At 36.7% G+C, this 18,470-nt stretch carries 16 protein-coding genes; 5 read left to right on the forward strand and 11 right to left on the reverse strand.

Annotated elements, in window-relative coordinates; translation table 11 throughout:
• Positions 1–39: 39 nt before the first annotated feature.
• From MF646_RS07980 to MF646_RS07995, 4 genes are read left to right on the forward strand one after another with little or no spacing between them, the layout of a single operon-like run.
• Positions 40–1,194: a glucose-1-phosphate adenylyltransferase gene (locus MF646_RS07980; protein ID WP_250095960.1), complete on the forward strand. Its 1,155-nt coding sequence runs from the start codon at positions 40–42 to the stop codon at positions 1,192–1,194.
• A 24-nt stretch (positions 1,195–1,218) separates the two neighbouring features.
• On the forward strand, positions 1,219–2,325 hold the full coding sequence (glgD, locus tag MF646_RS07985; protein WP_250095961.1) for a glucose-1-phosphate adenylyltransferase subunit GlgD: 1,107 nt from the start codon (positions 1,219–1,221) through the stop codon (positions 2,323–2,325).
• Positions 2,326–2,359: 34 nt separating this feature from the next.
• Positions 2,360–3,856, forward strand: a complete 1,497-nt coding sequence (glgA, locus tag MF646_RS07990) for a glycogen synthase GlgA (RefSeq protein WP_250095962.1) — start codon at positions 2,360–2,362, stop codon at positions 3,854–3,856.
• Positions 3,792–6,236 carry a glycogen/starch/alpha-glucan phosphorylase gene (locus MF646_RS07995; protein ID WP_250095963.1) on the forward strand — a complete coding sequence of 815 codons (2,445 nt, stop codon included), beginning with the start codon at positions 3,792–3,794 and terminating at the stop codon, positions 6,234–6,236. Before glgA ends, MF646_RS07995 begins: the two co-directional genes overlap by 65 nt.
• 62 nt (positions 6,237–6,298) lie before the next feature.
• Here the strand turns inward: MF646_RS07995 and MF646_RS08000 are convergent, their stop codons facing one another.
• The 5 genes from MF646_RS08000 to nfsA form a co-directional block, all read right to left on the reverse strand.
• Positions 6,299–7,048 (reverse strand): glycerophosphodiester phosphodiesterase, encoded by a 750-nt coding sequence (locus tag MF646_RS08000; protein WP_250095964.1) that lies wholly within the window; start codon positions 7,046–7,048, stop codon positions 6,299–6,301.
• A gap of 36 nt (positions 7,049–7,084) precedes the next feature.
• A complete protein-coding gene (locus tag MF646_RS08005) occupies positions 7,085–7,690 on the reverse strand; it encodes a fumarylacetoacetate hydrolase family protein (RefSeq protein ID WP_420842491.1) in 606 nt (201 codons plus the stop codon).
• Positions 7,691–7,893: 203 nt separating this feature from the next.
• Positions 7,894–8,790, reverse strand: a complete 897-nt coding sequence (locus MF646_RS08010; RefSeq protein WP_250095965.1) for a manganese catalase family protein — start codon at positions 8,788–8,790, stop codon at positions 7,894–7,896.
• Between the two features lie 83 nt (positions 8,791–8,873).
• Positions 8,874–10,055 carry a pyridoxal phosphate-dependent aminotransferase gene (locus tag MF646_RS08015; protein ID WP_250095966.1) on the reverse strand — a complete coding sequence of 394 codons (1,182 nt, stop codon included), beginning with the start codon at positions 10,053–10,055 and terminating at the stop codon, positions 8,874–8,876.
• 77 nt (positions 10,056–10,132) lie between these two features.
• A complete protein-coding gene (gene nfsA / locus MF646_RS08020) occupies positions 10,133–10,876 on the reverse strand; it encodes an oxygen-insensitive NADPH nitroreductase (protein ID WP_250095967.1) in 744 nt (247 codons plus the stop codon).
• A 158-nt stretch (positions 10,877–11,034) separates the two neighbouring features.
• On the opposite strand from nfsA, the gene MF646_RS08025 reads away from it, so the two are divergent.
• Positions 11,035–12,225 (forward strand): DUF418 domain-containing protein, encoded by a 1,191-nt coding sequence (locus tag MF646_RS08025; protein WP_250095968.1) that lies wholly within the window; start codon positions 11,035–11,037, stop codon positions 12,223–12,225.
• A 107-nt stretch (positions 12,226–12,332) separates the two neighbouring features.
• Here the strand turns inward: MF646_RS08025 and MF646_RS08030 are convergent, their stop codons facing one another.
• From MF646_RS08030 to MF646_RS08055, 6 genes are all read right to left on the reverse strand, one after another.
• Positions 12,333–13,325: a siderophore ABC transporter substrate-binding protein gene (locus MF646_RS08030; protein WP_250095969.1), complete on the reverse strand. Its 993-nt coding sequence runs from the start codon at positions 13,323–13,325 to the stop codon at positions 12,333–12,335.
• A gap of 344 nt (positions 13,326–13,669) precedes the next feature.
• Positions 13,670–14,428, reverse strand: a complete 759-nt coding sequence (locus tag MF646_RS08035; protein ID WP_250095970.1) for an iron ABC transporter ATP-binding protein — start codon at positions 14,426–14,428, stop codon at positions 13,670–13,672.
• Positions 14,422–15,372: an iron chelate uptake ABC transporter family permease subunit gene (locus MF646_RS08040; protein ID WP_250095971.1), complete on the reverse strand. Its 951-nt coding sequence runs from the start codon at positions 15,370–15,372 to the stop codon at positions 14,422–14,424. Before MF646_RS08040 ends, MF646_RS08035 begins: the two co-directional genes overlap by 7 nt.
• A complete protein-coding gene (locus MF646_RS08045) occupies positions 15,362–16,315 on the reverse strand; it encodes an ABC transporter permease (RefSeq protein WP_250095972.1) in 954 nt (317 codons plus the stop codon). The genes MF646_RS08040 and MF646_RS08045 overlap by 11 nt, the downstream gene beginning before the upstream one ends.
• Positions 16,316–16,700: 385 nt before the next feature.
• Positions 16,701–17,144, reverse strand: a complete 444-nt coding sequence (locus MF646_RS08050) for a MarR family winged helix-turn-helix transcriptional regulator (RefSeq protein ID WP_250095973.1) — start codon at positions 17,142–17,144, stop codon at positions 16,701–16,703.
• Positions 17,145–17,272: 128 nt separating this feature from the next.
• Positions 17,273–18,463, reverse strand: coding sequence for an ornithine--oxo-acid transaminase (locus MF646_RS08055; protein ID WP_250095974.1), 1,191 nt, complete (start codon positions 18,461–18,463; stop codon positions 17,273–17,275).
• Between the last annotated feature and the right edge of the window lie 7 nt (positions 18,464–18,470).

Raw genomic sequence — 18,470 nt, forward strand, 5'->3', positions numbered from 1 at the left:
CTTTTACGTTTAAAATTAATTCAGACTGGGGCGGTAAAAATGAATCGAAGTCAAGAATGTGTTGCAATGCTACTAGCAGGCGGTGAAGGGAAACGGCTTGGAAACCTAACAAAAAAACTAGCCAAGCCTGCTGTCTATTTCGGAGGTAAATATCGAATTATTGATTTTCCATTAAGTAATTGCATTAATTCAGGTATTGAAACCGTTGGCGTACTCACTCAGTATGAGCCACTCGCGCTAAATAATCACCTTGGGATTGGAACGCCTTGGGATTTAGATAGACGCAACGGAGGGTTAACTCCACTTCCTCCTTTTGTTGAAAAACGAGGGGGATCATGGTATTTAGGGACAGCAGATGCCATCTACCAAAACCGTTGTTTCATTGAGCAGTATAATCCTGAATACGTTTTAATTTTATCTGGTGACCACATTTACAAGATGGATTACAGCCTAATGCTTGAATACCATAAGGAGCGTGGTGCTGATGCATCTATCTCTGTTATAGAAGTTCCATGGGAAGAAGCTAATCGTTTCGGCATTATGAACGCAACTGATAATGGAGATATTATTGAGTTTGAAGAAAAGCCTGCAAACCCTAAAAGCAATTTGGCGTCTATGGGCATTTACATTTTCAACTGGTCAATTTTAAAATCCTATTTAAATATAGATGCACAATCCAAGGAGTCTAGTCACGACTTTGGAAAAGACATAATCCCAGCCATGCTTAAAGATAATCGAAAGCTCTTTGCCTATCCATACTCAGGGTATTGGAAAGATGTCGGAACAGTTCAAAGTTTTTGGGAAGCCAATATGGATTTATTAAAGAAACAACCCTCTCTAAAACTTAATGAATACAACTGGCGCATTTACTCCGTTCACGAATGTCAATCACCGCAATATATTTCACCTCAAGCTCATGTCACAGACTCTCTAGTTAATGAAGGATGTGTCATTTACGGAGAGGTTTCCAAGTCTATTTTATTTCATCAAGTTGGTGTTGGCTGCCATAGTCAACTAGACCAATGTGTAGTCATGCCAAATGTGAAAATCGGCCAAAATGTTAAGTTAAAGAAAGTGATCTTAGCCGAAGGAGTAACGATACCTGATTATACAGAAATAGAATCACCCGATAATGAAATCATTGTAATAGATAAAGAAACCCCTATTCAAAACTACGCAACAATCCCTAGATAAAATACACTTGAGAGGACGAAATGAATGGAAAAACTTATCGGCGTTATTCAATTAGATGGTGAATTAGATTTATTAAAAGAACTTACGTATTTCCGGTGCGGGGCTGCTGTTCCATTCGGTAGTAGATATCGTATGATTGATTTTGTTCTCTCTAATATGGTGAATTCTCAAATTCAAGATATTGCCGTTTTCACAAGGCAAAAGTATCGTTCACTCATGGATCACTTAGGTACAGGAAAGCCGTGGGATTTAGACCGAAAACGAGGGGGATTATTTATTCTTCCTCCTGATTGGAATGATCCTACCGATTTTTCCAGAGGAGACTTGCAGCATTTTCACAACAATAGAGACTTCTTTAACCGGGGATTAGGAGAATATGTTCTTATTACCGGAAGTCACCACATATGCAATATTGACTATAGAAAAGTATTTCAACAACACCTTAATACTGGTGCAGATGTAACCGCAATCTATCAACCTGTTACCCATCTGCAAAGTGAGCACTTAACCGAAAAGAAATTAGAGTTAGATGAGCTTGGAAACGTATTAAACATTACGACGGATGCAAACAATTCTAATTTATTTATGGATATGTATATTATTAAAAAGTCTCTATTGTTAGAGCTAGTAGACTTCTGTATTGCTAGAAAGAAAGAAAATTTACTACTTGATGGTATTATTGCCAATTTAAATCGTCTTACTGTGCATTCTTATGAATACAATGGATACTTATCCGTCATTAATTTAATCGAAAGCTACTATAAACACAGTATGTCTTTATTAGACATAGACGTTTATGCTCAATTGTTTTTAAATAGAAAACCTATTTACACGAAACCTAAAGATGAACCACCAACTAAGTATGCAAAAAGCGCTATCGCTAAGGGTTCATTAATAGCAAATGGTTGTGTGATTGAAGGTACAGTTGAAAATAGCATCTTATTCCGCGGCGTTCACATACATAAAGACGCTGTCGTCCGAAATTCAATTATTATGCAACGTTGTGAAATACAAGCAGGAACCTTATTGCAAAATGTCGTACTTGATAAAGACATCATTATTTCACCTGATCGCACTTTCATTGGTGCACCAGAGAACCCATACATCGTTGCTAAGAGAAAAGTATTGTAATCCCTAAAATAATAGTTCGAAAGGAGTTAAACTGATGAATATTGTAATGGCAGCATCCGAATGCGCACCTTTCTTTAAGACAGGAGGTTTAGCAGATGTCATCGCTTCTCTTCCAAAGGCACTTTCGAATAAAAAGCATAATTTGACGGTTATCTTACCGAAATACCGAGCTATGCCATCAGAAATACAGAGCCAACTACAGTTTGAATCCTCATTTGATGTTTGGGTAAAGTGGAGAAAACAATATTGTGGGTTGTTTTCTTATAAACAAGAAGGCGTAACATATTATTTTATTGATAACGAATACTATTTCAACAGAGCTCATCTATATGGCGAGCCAGATGATGCTGAACGGTTCACCTTTTTTACTCATGCCTTTTTTGAAACTCTTAACAAATTGAATCTAGTTCCAGACATTATCCATTGTCATGATTGGCAAACCGGATTAATCCCTCTCTATATCAAGGCTGGAGTCTATCAACATCCTATTAAAACTGTCTTTACTATTCATAATTTAAAATACCAAGGTGTTTTCCCCCTCTCTATCTTTGAGGAATTATTACATTTAGACCTTGTTCATATGGGTGGACTTGAACTTAATGGAACGATTAATTTTATGAAAGGTGCACTAGTTCATGCAGATTGGGTTACAACTGTTAGTCCATCGTACGCAAAAGAGATATTAGACCCTTATTACGGTGAAGGCTTAGAGAAGTATTTAGCCGAAAGAATATCGAGTATTACAGGAATTGTTAATGGGATAGATGAAGAGATATACAATCCTCAATCTGATCTTAATGTATCAGTACCTTACTCTAAGAATTACGCGGGAAAAAAAGAGAATAAAAGAATAATGCAACAAGAGTTAGATCTAATCATCTCAAACGATATTCCTATGTTTGTTTTAATTAGTCGTTTAGTAGAAGAAAAAGGTCTGCCACTTCTCACCCACATTCTTGACGAGTTGTTGAGTACCGAAACCGTTCAAGTGGTCATTATGGGAACAGGAGAAGCCCGTTTTGAAGAAGCCTTTCATTCTATTTCAAACAGATTTCCTAATTCATGTCGATTCATAAATGTCTTTCATGAAGGGCTCGCTCACAGACTTTACGCAGCATCTGATTTCTTTCTTATGCCATCAAGATTTGAACCTTGTGGTTTAGGGCAATTAATAGCCCTTCGATATGAAAGTATTCCGATTGTTCGAGAAACAGGAGGGTTAAAAGATACAATAAAACCGTATAATGAATTTAATGGAGAAGGAAATGGCTTTTCTTTCACGAATTATAATGCCTATGACTTTTTAAACACCATCCGTTATGCCATCCATTTGTACTATCAACCTACACACTGGAACCGACTCCTAAAGAACGTCTACAAATCCAAATTAAATTGGGAACATTCTGCATCAAGCTATTTGGAAGTATATAATATGCTAACGATGCAGGTGAATGAGGAGGAAAAACATGACAATGAACGTCGACAATCTAAGTCAGTTACTGAAAGAGAAGCTCACCTCATCATTCGGTAAAAGCCTCGAGGAAGCTACGACAAAAGATGTATTTCAATCCATTTGTCTTATAATGAAAGATTCTATACACCCTAATTGGCAAATGACGCAGCAAACATATGATGAGAACGAAAGCAAACAAGTTTATTATTTTTCAATGGAATTTCTCCTTGGAAGAATGATTGAGACCAATTTACTTAACATGGGACTATTAGATGTCTACAAAGAAACTTTGACATCCCTAGGGTTCAACCCAGAGGAAGTATTTAAGGAAGAACATGATGCAGGACTTGGAAATGGAGGACTAGGGCGTCTGGCTGCTTGCTTTTTAGATTCCCTTGCCTCCCTTCAACTACCTGGATATGGAATGGGCATTCGTTATAAATATGGCTTATTCCAACAAAAGGTTGTTAATGGTTATCAAGTAGAGCTACCAGACTACTGGTTAGAAGATGAGTACATGTGGGAAACAAAGCGAACTGATAAAGCAATTGAAGTTCGCTTCGGTGGTACGGTTGAGACTACAACGATTAATGGTGAACTTCATTTTCAACATCACGACTATGAGCGTGTTCTCGCAATACCATATGATGTACCTATAGTAGGTTACGACAATAATACAGTAAATACACTTCGGTTATGGAGCGCTGAATCAACTACGAATCACTTCCACTTTCACTCAAGTCGCGGCCATGACTACTATCACTACCTTGACTATAAACGTTCAATCGAGAAGATTTCAGAATTCCTTTATCCCGATGATTCCTATTATGAAGGGAAAATATTGCGCCTAAAGCAACAATATTTCCTTGTATCTGCAGGTTTACAAAGTATCCTTCAAAGGTACAAAAAACGAAATAAACCACTAAAGGAGCTTTCAAAACATGTCGTTATCCAGATAAACGATACACATCCAAGCCTTGTGGTTCCAGAATTAATGCGTCTTTTGCTTGATGATGAAAGACTTGGTTGGGATGAGGCATGGGCGATCACTCAGGAGACAGTTGCTTACACAAACCACACCACTTTAAGTGAAGCTTTAGAGAAATGGCCAGAAGATATGATTGAAACGTTGTTTCCAAGGCTGTACCAAATCATATATGAAATAAATGAACGCTTCTGTAAAATGCTTTGGTTTGACTACCCAGAATTACGCGAAAAGATACCAGAAATGGCCATCCTAGCATATGGACAGATTCATATGGCTCATCTTGCAATGGTAGGAAGCTTTAGTATTAATGGTGTAGCAAAGTTACATACGAGCATATTAAGGGATCGTGTAATGAAGCCGTTTCATATTGTTTATCCTGACCGGTTTAATAATAAGACAAATGGAATCACACATAGGCGATGGCTTTTAAATGCCAACCCAGGCCTTGCTAATGTCATTTCAGAAGCGATTGGCACTGATTGGATAAGGAAACCGGAACAGCTTGTTTCTCTTCTCCCTTATGCGACGGATCCAGCTTTTCAAGATGCAGTTGCTCGCGTAAAACATGAGAACAAAAAGAAGTTAGCCATGTATATTAAACAACATTACAATCTCACAATTGATGATCACGCTATTGTTGATGTTCATATTAAACGTCTACACGGATACAAACGTCAGTTGTTAAATCTATTTCATATCATTCATCTTTATAATACTTGTTTAGAGAACCCTGATATTAAAATGACTCCACGCATTTTCATTTTCGGAGCAAAAGCAGCACCTGGTTACACATTTGCTAAACAAGTAATTAAGCTCATTAATGCCGTTGCAGAAAAGATTAATCATCATCCAACTGTTAGCAAACACCTAAAAGTTCTGTTTTTAGAAAATTATCAAGTGACACTAGCAGAACAAATCATTCCGGCGGCAGATGTCAGTGAGCAAATCTCTACAGCTAGTAAAGAAGCGTCAGGCACTGGAAATATGAAACTCATGATGAACGGTGCATTAACAATTGGAACACAAGACGGAGCCAATGTAGAGATTGGTGAGTATGTAGGAAATGACAACATTTTCACTTTCGGTATAACGTCAGAAGAAGTATTTAATTATCAAATGCGTGGAGACTATCGTGCTAGAGATTATTATAACAATGATAGAAGATTACGAAATGTAATGGACCTTCTTGTTAATCAACATTTTTCAGGAGATGATGTTGATTTCAAGGATATCTTCTACTCGCTTCTTTATAATAATGACGAGTATTTTGTCCTGCGAGACTTTGATAGTTACCTCTCTACTCAGAATCGAGTTGATCATACGTACCAAAACCAAAGAGATTGGTTACAAAAAAGTATCGTGAATATTGCGCACTCTGGTGCTTTTTCAAGTGATCGAACAATTAGACAATACGCTGAAGAGATTTGGAATATCCATCCAACCAAGGTCCCAACACATCCAATTTTATAAAAGGTAAGGGAGTGTCTCAGAAGGTTAAAAACAAACCTTTGGAGACACCTCCTACTTACATTTTATTTGGTTAATTGATTATAGTAATATCTTCTTATGTCCACGGCCTTTTTAGGGTGATCTGTAATAATTGCTTCACAACCAAGCTGAATAAACTTTTTTATTTGATGGTCATCATTAACCGTATACGGCCTTAGACGAATCCCCCTTTTTATAAGATCTTCAATTTCTTCATTTAACAAACTTTTATAATAAAAATGATACCCTAGCGTATCAACTTTTCTTAAATACGGTACAGGTTCAAAAAGTGCTGCGAAAACTATAATGGCTGTTTCAAGCATAGGCGCCTGCTCTTTACATAACGCAATCACTTTGTGATCAAAAGATGATATAATTACTTGTTCTTCTAATCCGTGTTTTTCTATTAGCGGAAAAATAATAGACGCTGCCTTATATCTATCACTGATTTGGCCTTTAAGCTCAATATTTAATACGATAGATTGATCCTTTGACCATACTAAGACTTCTTCAAGTGTTGGAACTTGTTCGTTTTTATATGTTTGGCTAAACCAAGCACCTGAGCTTAATTTCTTTATTTCTTCTACCGTGTGGCTTTGAACGAGCCCAGACCCTGATGTTGTTCTATCTAATGTTTCATCATGAATAACGACAGGTACTTCATCTAATGTTAGCTGGACATCAAGTTCAATTCCATCGGCATTTGCTTTTACAGCAGCTTCAAAAGCCGCCATTGTATTCTCAGGATACTGACTTGAGAAACCGCGATGCGCGAAAACTTTTGTCTGATTCATCTTGATTCCCCCTTTTACTTTACAAATATAAGAACACTATTCTATAGAAAAGGTACCTTTCTCCTCTTTCCCCCATAGCATTCTTCCAAAATCATTAGATTGTAATGGTCCCACTCCTTCAGGTGTACCTGTAAAAATAAGATCACCTTCAGCTAATCCAAACCATTCTGCACATTCATCGATAATCTCTTGAAAGTCAAACAACATATCTCGAATATTCCCATTTTGAACCAATTGCCCATTCAATTCGAAAGCAAACTCTGTGTTCGCACACTCCTCTTGACTAAATTCCCAGAAATCAGTAATAATAGCCGAGTTTTTAAACCCTTTAGCTCGAAGCCAAGGCTGTCCCTTTTGTTTCAACACAGATTGAACATCCCTTAACGTTAAATCTAGCCCAAGAGCCATTTCGTTTACTACATCCGTGACTTTGTCTCCCTTTTGAACTGTCTTATTTATTTTTAAAACAATTTCTAACTCGTGATGTATTTCTCCCAGCCCTTTTGGGAGTACAATCGACTGGCCTTGGGCAATTGTTAACGAATGACTAGGTTTTGAGAATAAAAGCGGTTGATCCGGAATCGCATTCCCTAGTTCTTTAGCATGATTTGCATAATTACGACCAATGCAATAAATATTCATCGATATCATCCTTTCATTTATGACAATGAATCGCCTCACCAGACTCAAAATAGGGGCACTCATCATATTAATTTCATTGTACTGAAACAATATAAAGAATGATAGCGTTAACGATTTATCTAATCGATCCTATTCCCTTTAACAAATTAAACAAAAAAGTGTTCCAATAAGTTACTAACCTATTGGAACACTTATCATTCATACTAAATTCCAGCTGAACGTTGGAGTCGCTTGGCAATTTCCAAGAAGTCCTCGTGTGAAATTCCTGGAGCAAATTCCTCTGGTATTTCTGGATAATCTGGAATTGGAGCACCTTGTGGAGCGCCTCGAATGACTTCTACCGGTTTTCCATCCTCAGGATGAGTTCCTTTCCAAATCTTATCGATATCTTGGTAGTCCGTATCACTAAACGTATACAACTTACGGTGAATTCCTTGGTCTTCATACTTTCTAGTATAGTCAAAAGCTTTGTTCGATAAATTCGGGATTGGTACCATTTTCGTCATGTCAACACCTGTTGCTATTTCAAGCGCTTTGGCATATGCAACTACATGGACACCACCACGTACGAGGAGGTAGCCAATCATTTCACGGGCAACTGGGTTCTCCGTCATTTCGTACACTCGCATCTTATGAGTTCTCGCTCCGCATTCCAAGAAGAAATTATGCAATAAATCTAAAATCAAATTTCCACTGTTAAAAACGTGGTCTCCTCTCCAAGGAGCCCCCATTGAATCCATCGGGCGTGACGTTTGAGCCGTATCAATAAAGTGGTACGTATTACGCTTATCCTTTGCGTTTTGCATTGGTTGCATATCAGGGTCTGCTGTAAAGGTTGTGCCCTCAATCATGTTGTTAATTGTATGAGATACCAGTTCGACGTGGCCAAATTCCTCAGCCGTAATACTTGCAACTAAATCATAGAACGGTTTAAGTTTCCTCTTACTGCGAAAATTAAAAGACTGATACATATAGTTATTTAATGTAGACATTTCCCCGAACTTACCACCAAGTAATTCTTGTACCGCCGCAGCAGCATTGGCATCTGGGTGCTCCGGCTTAGGCAAGTCAATTAATAGCTTATCTAAACGTTTTATCACAAGCCGTCCCTCCAATTGAACAAAATGAGATTCACTATGTTCATATGAAGGAAGACGGATGTCCTATTCCATAAATTATTTTACTAAGGGGACGGAAACAGCTGCAGTTTTCCAATACGTTCCATTGCTTCCTGAAGTACCTTCTCTTCACTTAATAATCCGATTCTCACGTACCCCTCGCCATGCTTTCCAAAGCCAACCCCTGGCGCAACCACAACCCTAGCTTTTTCTAGCACAAGGTCAGCAAATGTTTCAGAAGTATATCCTTCGGGAACAGGAAACCATGCAAAAAAAGAACCTTTAGGTGCCTCAACGTTCCATCCAATCTTTTGAGCTGCATCAACAAGTGCCGTTCTCCGTTTTTCATACATTGTGACTAATTGTGTGACACTCGATTGATCTGACCTCAAGGCAAAAGCGGCTGCTTCTTGAATTCCTCCAAATAAACTGCAGTAATAATGATCCTGAATTAGTTCTATTGCTTTAATAACGCTTGGATTCCCTACAACAAATCCAACGCGCCAGCCAGCCATATTATACGTTTTTGATAAGGTCAGCATTTCCACACCAACATTCTTCGCTCCTGGTATTTGAAGAAAGCTAATTGGTTTCTTTCCATCAAAGCCTATTGCACCATAGGCAAAATCATGAACAATACATATATCATGCTTATCTCCTAAGTTGATCGCCTCTTCAAATAACGCATGGGTGGCAACAGCACCTGTTGGGTTATTAGGATAATTTAAGAACATAAGTTTTGCATTATGTAAAGTGTTAGCGCTTAATTCGGCAAAATCAGGATGAAAGTCGTTCTCTTGTTTTAGAGGCATTTCATGCATATTAGCTCCTGCTAGTGCAATTCCTGACCAATAATCAGGGTATCCCGGATCAGGTACTAAAACAGTATCTCCAGCATTTAGTAAGCATTGACTAATCTCTACTAGACCTGTTTTTGCTCCAGCAAGTACCGCAACCTCAGTTCCAGGATCAATATCAACGTTATATTCCCTCTTATAATAGTCTGCAACTGCCTCTTTTAAAAATGGGTATCCAGCAAATGGTGGGTACTTGTGATAATTAGGATTATCTGCTGCTTTTTTTAATTGATCAACGATTGGCTTAGGCGTTGGCTGATCCGGATTCCCCTGTCCTAAATTTATGACATCATCATGTTGTTCTTTCACTTTCATTACCTTATTGACAAGCTTTGCAAAAAACTGTTCAGGCAATCGTTGCAAAGCTTCTGATTGTGGAAATTCTTTCAATATTTTTCACCTCTCTATATTCAAAAAAGAGCCTTCCTGTTCAAATATGACCTATACTTATAGATCTTTCATTATTGTTAACCTTTAGAAAACCCTTGATTTTTTAAAAATACACCGACTTGCGGTCGCTTTGGTGTTGAGAAAAATTCCGCCATTTGTTCTGACCAAGTGTCTGAACGTTTCCCATTTGTTCTTTCATAATAATACCTCTTCATAATCTCGTCATACTCTTTAATCTGCTCAACAAAATCTTCCTTGTTATACTCCTCAACGTGAACAACGGCCTTTTGGGGCAAACGCGGCTTCTGCTCAGGGTTCTGAGCCGGGAATCCGACACAAAGGCCCATTACAGGGAATGTATGAGATGGCAAGTTAAGCAATTCTGCAACAGCTTGCTGATCATTTCTTATCCCGCCAATCATGACGCCTCCAAGACCAAAGGACCTTGCTGCTAAAAGCATATTTTGAGCAACTAAAGCAGCATCAACCGCTCCAACAAGGACCTGTTCTTGTTCACCAGCTTCAAAGGCTTGCTGATGAATATCACTTGCTTGTTTTAATCGATAGAAGTCAGCACATATGACAAAAAATACAGGACATGTCTCAACATAAGATTGGTTACCACACAAAGTCGCTAATTTTCTTTTCTTTTCCTCATCTTGGACAACGATAATGCTATATGCTTGAACATGATGAGAAGTCGGAGCCCAGCGTCCTGATTCAATGATTTGTTCAATTTGTCCTTTTTTTAATTGATTATCTGTAAACTTACGGATGGACCGATGGCTTTGAATTAATGTAACAACGGAATTGTTTTCCAATGTGATTGACTCCTTTTTGATTACTTTCTATTATTATTTTATATCAATGTGATATGTTCTTAAAAGAAATCTTACTTAAAAATCATACATTCGCCTTGTTCTTTTGATTAATGGTAATTTACAATTAAAGGAAAACACAAAAATGAAAGGAGCTATTCATGAATAGTCATTCTCGTCCCTTACAAGAAGGTGAGAGAATTGTTGCTTTAGATATGATGAGAGGCTTGGCACTCTTAGGTATTCTCATAGCCAACAGTTTACACTTTCAATATGGATTGTTCGTGATTCCTGATATTCATCAACTTTATCCCCTTGGCATTATTGATCAAATAACTGAAGGATTTATCATTGTCTTTGCACAAGCTAGCTTTTATACTCTTTTCTCATTTTTATTTGGGTATGGTATGGCCTTTTTAAAAGAACGACTTGAACAAAGAAACTTACAATTTGGAGTCGTTTATTTTAGGCGTACATTCATATTGCTAATCGTCGGTTATTTACACGGATTGTTCATATGGGATGGGGATATCCTCTTTGTTTACGCACTTACTGCCTTTATTCTTTTTTTCTTCTTAAAACTAAAAGAAAGAGGTCTATTGATCTGGTCCTTCCTCCTATTATTTCTTATGGCCTTATCAATTGCTACACCCGAGGAAGACTCATCAACAACTCTAGATGATCAGCTCTTAGCTTATTCAATTGAAGAAAAAGAAGTATTAATGTCAGGTAGTTACTCAGAAGTCGTTCATTTTCGCTTAACTACCGATCCTCTAGGTTTAGGTTGGACAGGAGATATCATTATCAATGCAACAGCGATGGTTAGTGTGTTGGGAATGTTTTTACTAGGGGCCTTTGTCGCTAGAAAGAAATGGCTGTTAGATGTTGCTTCTCATCGTCGGCTCTTTTTACGCGTTTGGTGGATAACGTTGTTTATTGGATTCCCATGTAAAATTGCCTATTTATTCATTGATAACTATGCCTATGAAATGCTGCATACAACTGTTGGAGGTCCTCTTGTCGCTATGTTCTATGCTTCAAGCATTGCACTACTAGCTGAGAATAAACGTGGTCGAAAATTTCTACAGCCTCTCACGTATGTAGGGAGATTATCATTAACTAACTATTTAGTACAATCAATTGTTTTTACGACTTTATTTTACGGTTATGGTCTTGGTTTATATTCTAGTATCGGTGTTTTTATGGGATTGTTGCTTGTCTTTTTGTTCTTTACATTGCAACTAATTGCAAGTAAGTGGTGGCTTCGCAACTTTTACATTGGCCCATTTGAGTGGTTTTGGAGATGGGGAACCTATCTATATATCCCAAAACTTCAACGTAGAAGAGAATAAAGGAGATAGATTCACGTTTTTCGTAGGTTAATCTCCTTCGTTAAAACTACGGTTTAATCCAAAAAGGCAGCAACAATGCTCTCCACTGTTGCTGCCTTAACCACATTTTATTCAGTTAACGCTGCGTCTACTTCAGCAATCATTTCGTCTACTGCAGTTAACCCGCCAGTCGTGATATACCAGTAAACTGGGTTTAAGTAAATAATATTGTCATTTTGATACGCTTGAGTACCTTTAATTAGATCATTTTCTACTGTTTGTTGTGCAGATGATTCTCCACCAACGATAGCACCTCGGTCAACAACGAATAAATATTCTGGATCCTTTTCGGCAATATACTCAAAAGAGATGTTTTGTCCATGTTGAGAAACTTCAATATTTTCATCTACAGGAGTAACCCCAAAATCAGTATGAAGCATTCCAAACCTTGAACCCGGGCCATAAGCACTAATTGACCCATCATTTGCTAGAATAACTAAACCTTCAGCTCCCATTTCAGCTGCTTTTGCATTTAACGCATCTAAAGATTCATTGATTGCAGCTAATTCTTGTTCTGCTGTTTCCTCTACTCCGAAGATTTCGCCAAATAAATCAATGTTTCCAGTTAGTGATTCTAAATAGTTAGATGTGTCTAGTGAAACGAAAAGAGTAGGTGCAATTTCACTTAACTCATCATAAGCTTCTTGTGCTCTACCTGAAATAATGATTAAATCTGGTTGCAGATTATAAATCTTTTCAAAGTCTGGCTCAAATAAAGTTCCTGCAGTTTCATATTCGGAACCTTTGTATTTTGCAAGGTAATCAGGCACATTATCTGTTGGTACAGCTGTTACAGCCTCGACTCCTAATTTATCTAAAGCATCAAGTACCCCTAAGTCAAAAACAACAACACTTTGAGGGTTTTTAGGGACTACTGTTTCACCAAGTTCATGCGTAACTGTAATTTCTTCTGCTGTTTCAGTTGCTTCTTCTTCTATAGCTTCAACTCCCTCCTCTGCTGGTTCTAATGCTTCCCCATCTGTCTCTTTAGCTGAAGTGCAAGCTGCAATAAATAACGATAAAACCAATGTCATTAGTAAAAACATCAATGACTTTTTCATTTCTACTCACTCCTATTTTTCTTTGCTTATTTTTTATAATTAAAGACATTGACAGTTTCTGTTTTGCAAGAGTTAGACGAGTACTTACTACTAAACTGCCAAAAATCTATAACTAACGAATGTTATAACAGAACCCACTAATATCAATAATGATTATCATTGTCATCAAAAAAAAAAAAAAAAGAAATAATACTCTTTTAAGCGTGTACGATCATGATTTGCGCTGGCTTCTCTCGCCGTGCGCCTTTTAAGAAGACCGCTTAAAAGGCTTAAAACCTTACGGCGGCTCCGCTCAGCGCTTCGATTTTATGCCAAAAGGGAAGTTCACCCTTTTGGCATAAAATCTATGCAAAATACACACAAATCTTTTTGTCTCCTATGCAGTTAATCGGAATATCCATGTCATAAATTTCTTTTAGAACTGCATTATTAATGATCTCTTGTGCGGGGCCTTCCCGTACAATCCTTCCATCCTTTAATGCAACAATGAAATCCGAATAACAGGAAGCAAAGTTAATATCATGTAAAACAATGACAATTGTTTTTCCTAATTCATCTACCATTCTTCTTAACACTTTCATAATTTGGACTGAATGCTTCATATCTAAATTATTAAGAGGCTCATCTAGTAAAATATATTCTGTATCTTGAGCAATAACCATGGCTATATGGGCACGTTGCCCTTGCCCACCACTTAATTGGTCTAAAAACTTATGTTGAATATCCTCTAGCTCCATATAGCGAATTGCTTCATCAATATATTTTTTGTCTTCTTTTGTTAATCTGCCTTGTGAATATGGGAAGCGACCGAAAGATACTAAATCTCTTATCGTTAAGCGAATCGTAATATTATTAGACTGTTTTAAAATTGATATTTTTTTCGCTAATTCATTGCTATTCGTTTTGCTAATATCAACATCATCTATTTTGACTTCGCCCTCGTCTTTTGCAATTAAGCGACTAACAATCGATAGTAGTGTACTCTTTCCAGCCCCATTGGGACCGATAAACGAAGTAATCGTTCCTTTTCTAATTTTAACTGAGACATCATCGACCACTTTTTTCGATTGATATTGTTTTGAAACATTCAACACTTCTACCATTTTTTCGTCTCCTTTAACAATAGATATAGGAAATACACGCCGCCAACAAAGTTGATGATGACACTTAATGGCGTTGAAAAAGCAAAAATACGTTCAACGATTAACTGACCACCAACTAATGCAACAATGCTTATAAGAATCGCACCGGAAATCAAATACTTGTGCTGATACGACTTCATAAATTCATGAGCAACATTTGCTACAAGAAGTCCCAAAAATGTAATCGGGCCTACTAAAGCCGTTGCAATAGCTACTAATATCGCAATAATCATTAATAATTTTTTGACAATTTGATCATAGTTAACTCCTAAATTAACCGCATGCTCTTTTCCTAATGATAAAACATCTAAAAATTTGACATAGCGGTAAGAATAAATAGAGAGGAAAATGATCAAAAGCACCGAGATCCAAAAAATATCTGTATTTACATTATTAAAGCTTGCAAACATCCGATTTTGAACCATAAGAAATTCATTTGGATCAATTAATACTTGCATAAACGTTGATAAACTTCCAAATAACGTTCCGAACACAATTCCAACTAACAATAAATAATAAATGTTTTGTCCTTCACGTTTAAAAAGTAGTTTAAAAAGAATTGCTGCAAATACAACCATTAAAACAATAGAAAGACCAAAATTTAAATATTTATTAATCATCACAACACTTAATGAACCAAACGTAAAAATTATGAATGTTTGAAGCAATAAGTATAGTGAATCTAGTCCTATAATACTCGGGGTTAAAATTCTGTTATTTGTAATTGTCTGGAACACCATCGTTGAAAACGCTATTGCAGCACCTGTTAAAATAATTGCAGCAATCTTATAACCTCTTCTTGGTAAAACATACTCCCAATTCCCATTTGCGCCTATTGTTAAGTAGAGAATCGTGAGAGCCACAGCGATGATGGATAATGTTGTTAACTTCCCTTTATAGCCCATACGTCTTTCTCCTTAATAATAAATACAGGAAAATACCACTTCCAATTACCCCTACTGTGAGACCAATGGCAATCTCATATGGGTAAATAATTATGCGTCCTAAAATGTCACAGAAAAGTACAAATATTGCTCCAAGTAAAGCCGTATAAGGTAAATTCTCACGAAGATTATCACCTTTATAAATCGTTACTAAATTTGGAATAATTAGCCCTAAGAAAGGAATCATTCCAACTGTCAGAACAACAACAGAAGTGATAAGTGCTACTATAACTAATCCAATATTCATTACATGTTTGTAGTTCAAACCTAAGTTAACAGCAAACTCTTCACCCATCCCTGCAACAGTAAATTTATTAGCAAATATGTAAGCGGCAATTAGCACTGGAATACTTATGTAAAGTAATTCATATTGACCTTTAATAATGACAGCAAAATTCCCTTGCAACCAAGCAGACATATTTTGAATGAGATCGTACTGGTAAGCAAAAAATGTCGTTACAGAACTTACAATGTTTCCAAACATTAATCCAACAAGCGGGATAAATATCGTGTCTTTAAGCTTTATTCGCTCAAGAATCTTCATGAATATGAACGTTCCTGCTAACGCAAACGCAAAAGCAACAATCATTTTCTGCAACGGACTAGCAGATGTAAATAGAATTAATGATACTAAGATTCCCAGCCTCGCTGAATCCAACGTTCCTGCCGTTGTAGGAGATACGAATTTATTTCTTGTTAATTGTTGCATGATCAGTCCGCATATACTCATCCCAACTCCAGCAATTATTATACTAATTAACCTTGGGAATCGGACAAGCATCATCGTTTGAATTTGCTCTTCCGTCAGACGAAACACATCAAGTGGCGATATATCCCTAACTCCTATAAAAAGTGAGGCTATAGATAATATTATTAGAATTAGTACTAAATAACTTTTACGCATAATGGACAGCTCTTTCTATGTAAAAAAATTTATTCTAGTAAACTATCGTATGGAACTACTTAAGCCTCCCGCCGTATGTAAATGAGAATCATATTCAGTTAAAGACAAAAAAGAAAACCTTCGTCATTGATAATGATTATCGGTATAACGTATTTTAATGCTAATTGATAACGATTGTCAATATCATTTTTGAAATTATCTGTCTAAACAACTAATTGACATAAAGAAAACCGCTATATTATGCGTATTTTCATTGAATTTATTACTATATTAAATAATAAGCAAACAACAATGTTGTCTAAACAACTTTATTGTATTAATGTTGGTATGATTGGTGCATCAAAAAAAACACTTCTATTCTCATTTAGAGAAAAGAAGTGTTTTTTTAATCAGATAAATTTTGGTCAATTTTCCTTAAAACTTTTAAGAAGATTTCCATCTCCTCTTTTTCAATTCCATTTGATATTTGATCAACTGTATTTTGAGCTTGTTCAATCATACTCATTTGCATTTTCTTTCCTGTTGCTGTTAAAAAAATTAAGTTTGTACGTTTATCGACTGGATGCGGGATCCTTGTGACTAGATCTCTTTTTTCCATATTGTTAATCAACCTTGAGATACTTGGTGAATCTTTCTTCGTCATTTCTGCTAAGTTGTTTTGAGTTAACCCATCTTCCTCCCACAACCTGATCATTATCGCCCATTGTTCATGTGTTACAGGTAAGTTATTTTGCTTGAAATTTTTATTTAAACGATTCGTAATAAGACGTGCTGTGTTCGTTATTTTATAACCTATCGACTCTGCTAAAATGTATTTGCTTTTCCCCATACTTTTTACCCCTAATTATCATGTGATATGAAAATCGTACAGGAATCGTTTAAATTAAGCAAGTTCAATTAAGAAAGCGTTTTCTTTTTTTGATCTAAACCCGAATAGAGAAGAAGGCTATCTAAAAATTATTGAAAAACTTTATAGATCTTAGCAATAGCCCATTCTAGATCTTTTTTCTCAATGACAAGAGGAGGTGCAAAACGGATCACGTTTTCATGTGTTTCTTTACATAATAGTCCTTCCTTTTTTAAAAGTTCACAGTATTCTCTCGCCGAAACATGTAATTCAACTCCAATAAATAAACCTCTTCCTCTCACTTCTTTTATCACCGGGCTTTTAATATTCCTTAACTGTTTTAGCATATAATTTCCTAAATCAAGTGAGCGTTCCACCAATCGTTCTTCTTCGATAACCTCTAATGCGGCTAACGAAACAGCACATGCAAGCGGATTTCCTCCAAAGGTCGATCCATGAGACCCTGGTTCAAATACACCAAGAATCTCTTGATTTGCTGCGACAACGGAAATAGGGAAAACCCCACCACCCAATGCTTTTCCTAAAATGTATACATCTGGTTCTACTCCATCCCAATCACAAGCAAATAGCTTTCCTGTTCGCCCTAAACCAGATTGAATTTCGTCAGCTATAAATAAAACATTCTTCTCTTTGCACAAGTCATATGCTTGCTTCAAAAATCCTTTTGGAGGAATGATAATCCCGGCTTCTCCTTGGATTGGTTCAAGGAGAAATGCTGCTGTATTTGGAGTGATAGCTGATTTCAATTCCTCTAAATTGCCATAAGGAATCACTTTTATACCTGGGAGCATCGGGCCAAATCCTCTTTTGTACTCATCATTTGAAGATAATGAAACAGCCGTCATCGTCCGCCCATGGAAATTATTTTCACAAACAATAATTTCTGCTTTATTGTCATTTACCCCTTTTACATCATAAGCCCAACGTCTCGCAGCTTTTACCGCAGTTTCCACAGCCTCTGCTCCCGTATTCATCGGCAATACCATATTCTTTCTAGTTAATTCAGCCACCTTTTTATAAAATGGGGCAAGTTTGTCATTATGAAAAGCTCTCGATGTTAATGTCACTTTGTTTGCTTGGTCTATTAAGGCAGCTACAATTCTCGGATGGCAATGTCCCTGATTTACAGCTGAATACGCACTTAACATATCTAAGTACGTATGACCTTCAGGATCCTTTACCCAAACTCCTTTTGCTTCCGAAATGACTACGGGCAGTGGATGATAGTTATTAGCACCAAATTGCTCTGTTTTTCTAATAATATCTCTTGAGTTCTTCATATTCATT

Source organism: Halalkalibacter alkaliphilus (genome assembly GCF_023555415.1).
GTDB lineage: Bacteria > Bacillota > Bacilli > Bacillales > Bacillaceae_D > Halalkalibacter > Halalkalibacter alkaliphilus.